This window comes from Marinobacter sp., assembly GCF_035268745.1.
Lineage (GTDB): Bacteria > Pseudomonadota > Gammaproteobacteria > Pseudomonadales > Oleiphilaceae > Marinobacter.
In genome coordinates this window covers 1-2,390 of the sequence record NZ_DATFKH010000091.1, presented here as the reverse complement: position 1 = coordinate 2,390, position 2,390 = coordinate 1, and the positions used below count along the sequence as shown (strand labels likewise).

At 54.9% G+C, this 2,390-nt stretch carries 2 protein-coding genes; one reads left to right on the top strand and one right to left on the bottom strand.

Annotated elements, in window-relative coordinates; translation table 11 throughout:
* Positions 1–665 (top strand): response regulator transcription factor (locus VJ956_RS07660; protein ID WP_324083490.1); only part of this gene is annotated, 665 nt, incomplete at its 5' end.
* Here the strand turns inward: VJ956_RS07660 and VJ956_RS07655 are convergent.
* On the bottom strand, positions 651–2,390 hold a 1,740-nt coding region (locus VJ956_RS07655; RefSeq protein WP_324083489.1), incomplete at its 5' end, for an ATP-binding protein. The two genes, VJ956_RS07660 and VJ956_RS07655, sit on opposite strands and share 15 nt — an antisense overlap.

Below are 2,390 nucleotides of genomic sequence, written 5' to 3'. Positions count from 1 at the left end.
CAATGAAAGTACTCGTTGTCGATGACCACCCCGCCTTTATCTCTGCCATGGAATCACTGATTAAAGGCATGCACCTGGGTGTTGATATTCACACGGCCACTTCTGCCGAGGCGGCACTGCGCCAGATCGACTACCACCCCTATTACCAGTTCATCCTGCTTGATCTCTCCATGACGGGCCTCGACGGTCTCGCTTTTTTACGGGCGATACAACAGCGCAGGCTGGCGCTGCCCGTGATTATCATCTCCTCGAGCGCAGAGCCGGAAACCATCCATGCCTGCATCAACGCCGGCGCCGTGGGTTATATCCCCAAGTCCTACGATCTGGCGAAGATGGCGGAGGCCATCAAGAGCATCCTCGGCGGGGAAATCTACCTGCCGGAAGAATGCACCCAGACGACGATACCGACAGACGATGCTGTCATCAGACAACGCTGCGAACAGATTGGCATTACCGACAAGACCTACCAGGTACTGATATGGCTTTCCAGAAGCAAAACCAACAAGGAGATCGCCACAGAACTGAACGTCTCGGTACATACTGTCAAAGCGCACCTGGCGAAACTGTTTGAGCGCCTGCAAACCAGCAATCGCATGGACACGGTGATGGAAGCGATCCGCCTGGGCCTGGTCAGGGACTCATCAAAGCCTTCAGTCGATCATTAACTTGTGCAGGGTGCTGCGCAAGGTGATTGGCGCGACCGGTTTTCTCAGTACCGGGTAATCACAATCGTGGGAATTGATTACATCACCAGGATCAACATCACCGGTGATAACGACGGCCCTGCTTTTTTTATTTCCGTTTTTGCTGTTCTGTTCATGCAATGTCTTGATGACATCCAGACCCGTGCGGCCATCGCCAAGCTGGTAATCCGCGATAATAATGTCGATGTCTTCGTCGGCCGCTTCCGCCACAGCAGCTTCATAACTCGGCGCGGTTATTACCGCGCACTGCCAGCTACTCAACAGTCTGCGAGTGGCACTCAGCACATCCTGATCGTCATCGACCACCAGTACCACTGCACCCTGCAGATGATAACCACGTTCCTCGGGACTGAGAGGGTTACCGCTTTGCTGTGGAACCGGTCTGCCTGCTGCTACGGTAAACCTGAAACAGCTGCCAATACCGGGCCGTGAGTGAATGGTCAATTGCAGCCCGAGCAGGTGGTCCAGCCGTTGCACAATGGCAAGTCCCAGGCCAATGCCCCCGCAGCGATTACGGCCGGATTTATCCAGCTGTACGAACTTGTTGAAGATGTCCTGCTGTTGCTCGACAGGTATACCCGGGCCATCATCCCATACTTCAATACGCCATTGATCACCTCGTTTGCGCGCCGTTACCAGCACCCCTGCCTTGCCAGTCTGTTTCACCGCGTTGTCCACCAGGTTGGCAAGTACCCGGTAGAGCAGCGCCGGATCCGAGTAGAGCCAGGCATGGGTGATTCTGATACGCAACCGGACACCATGTTCATTGGCCTGGGAGATAAACTCGGTTTCCAGGCGCTTGAACAGCTGCGCCGCTGGAAAGTGGGAAAAGCGGGGCTTCAGATTGCCGGAGTCCAGGTGGGAGATATCAAGCAACGCATTGAGGATTTCGCTCAGGGCGAAATGTGAATTGCTTATTTGTGACAGAATTTCGTCTGACTGCTCGCTCCTCAGCAAATCCTTCAACATGCCTATCTGCAGGCTCATGGCATGCAGGGGCTGGCGCAGGTCATGACTTGCGGCGGCAAGAAAATCCGTTTTGGTACGGTTTGCGGTTTCAGCGGTTTCACGGGCAGCGCTGGCCAGTGCCTCGCTCGCCCGTAGTTCCCGGGTTCTGAATTCAACGGTTTTTCGCAGCTGCCGGTTCCAGATCAGGGTGGTACCGAATCCGACAAGAATCAGTATGCCGGCAAAACTGATCATCTGTTCTTTTGTCGGACTCCATTGCCTGGGCTTCAAACCGATCCACTTGCGATAAATCGCCTGCCGTTCCTCATTGCTGATGGAGTCGATACTCCGCTGCAGCAGATCCCGCAACACCGGCCAGTCGTTTCTGGAGGCGATGCCGATGTTGTAGACAAACCCGGTCTCGCCCGCCACGCGGAGATTCTGGATGGCCAGCTTCTCGATGTAGTAAGAGGCAGTCGCCACATTGGCAATAAAGGCATCTATCTCGCCGTAGGAAACCGCATACAGACCGCTTTCCATATCCGCGACCGGCAGCAGATCCAGTTCGGGATGCGTTCGTTCCAGGTATTCGTGGGATGCATAATCCTTGACCACGGCAACCTTTTTCCCGCTCAGGTCGGACAGATCCGACACCCCCCGGGTGTTTTCATTAATGATGATGGAGGCAGGCAATTCCAGATAGGGCGTGGTAAAGCTCATGTATTTTTCGCGGTCCGG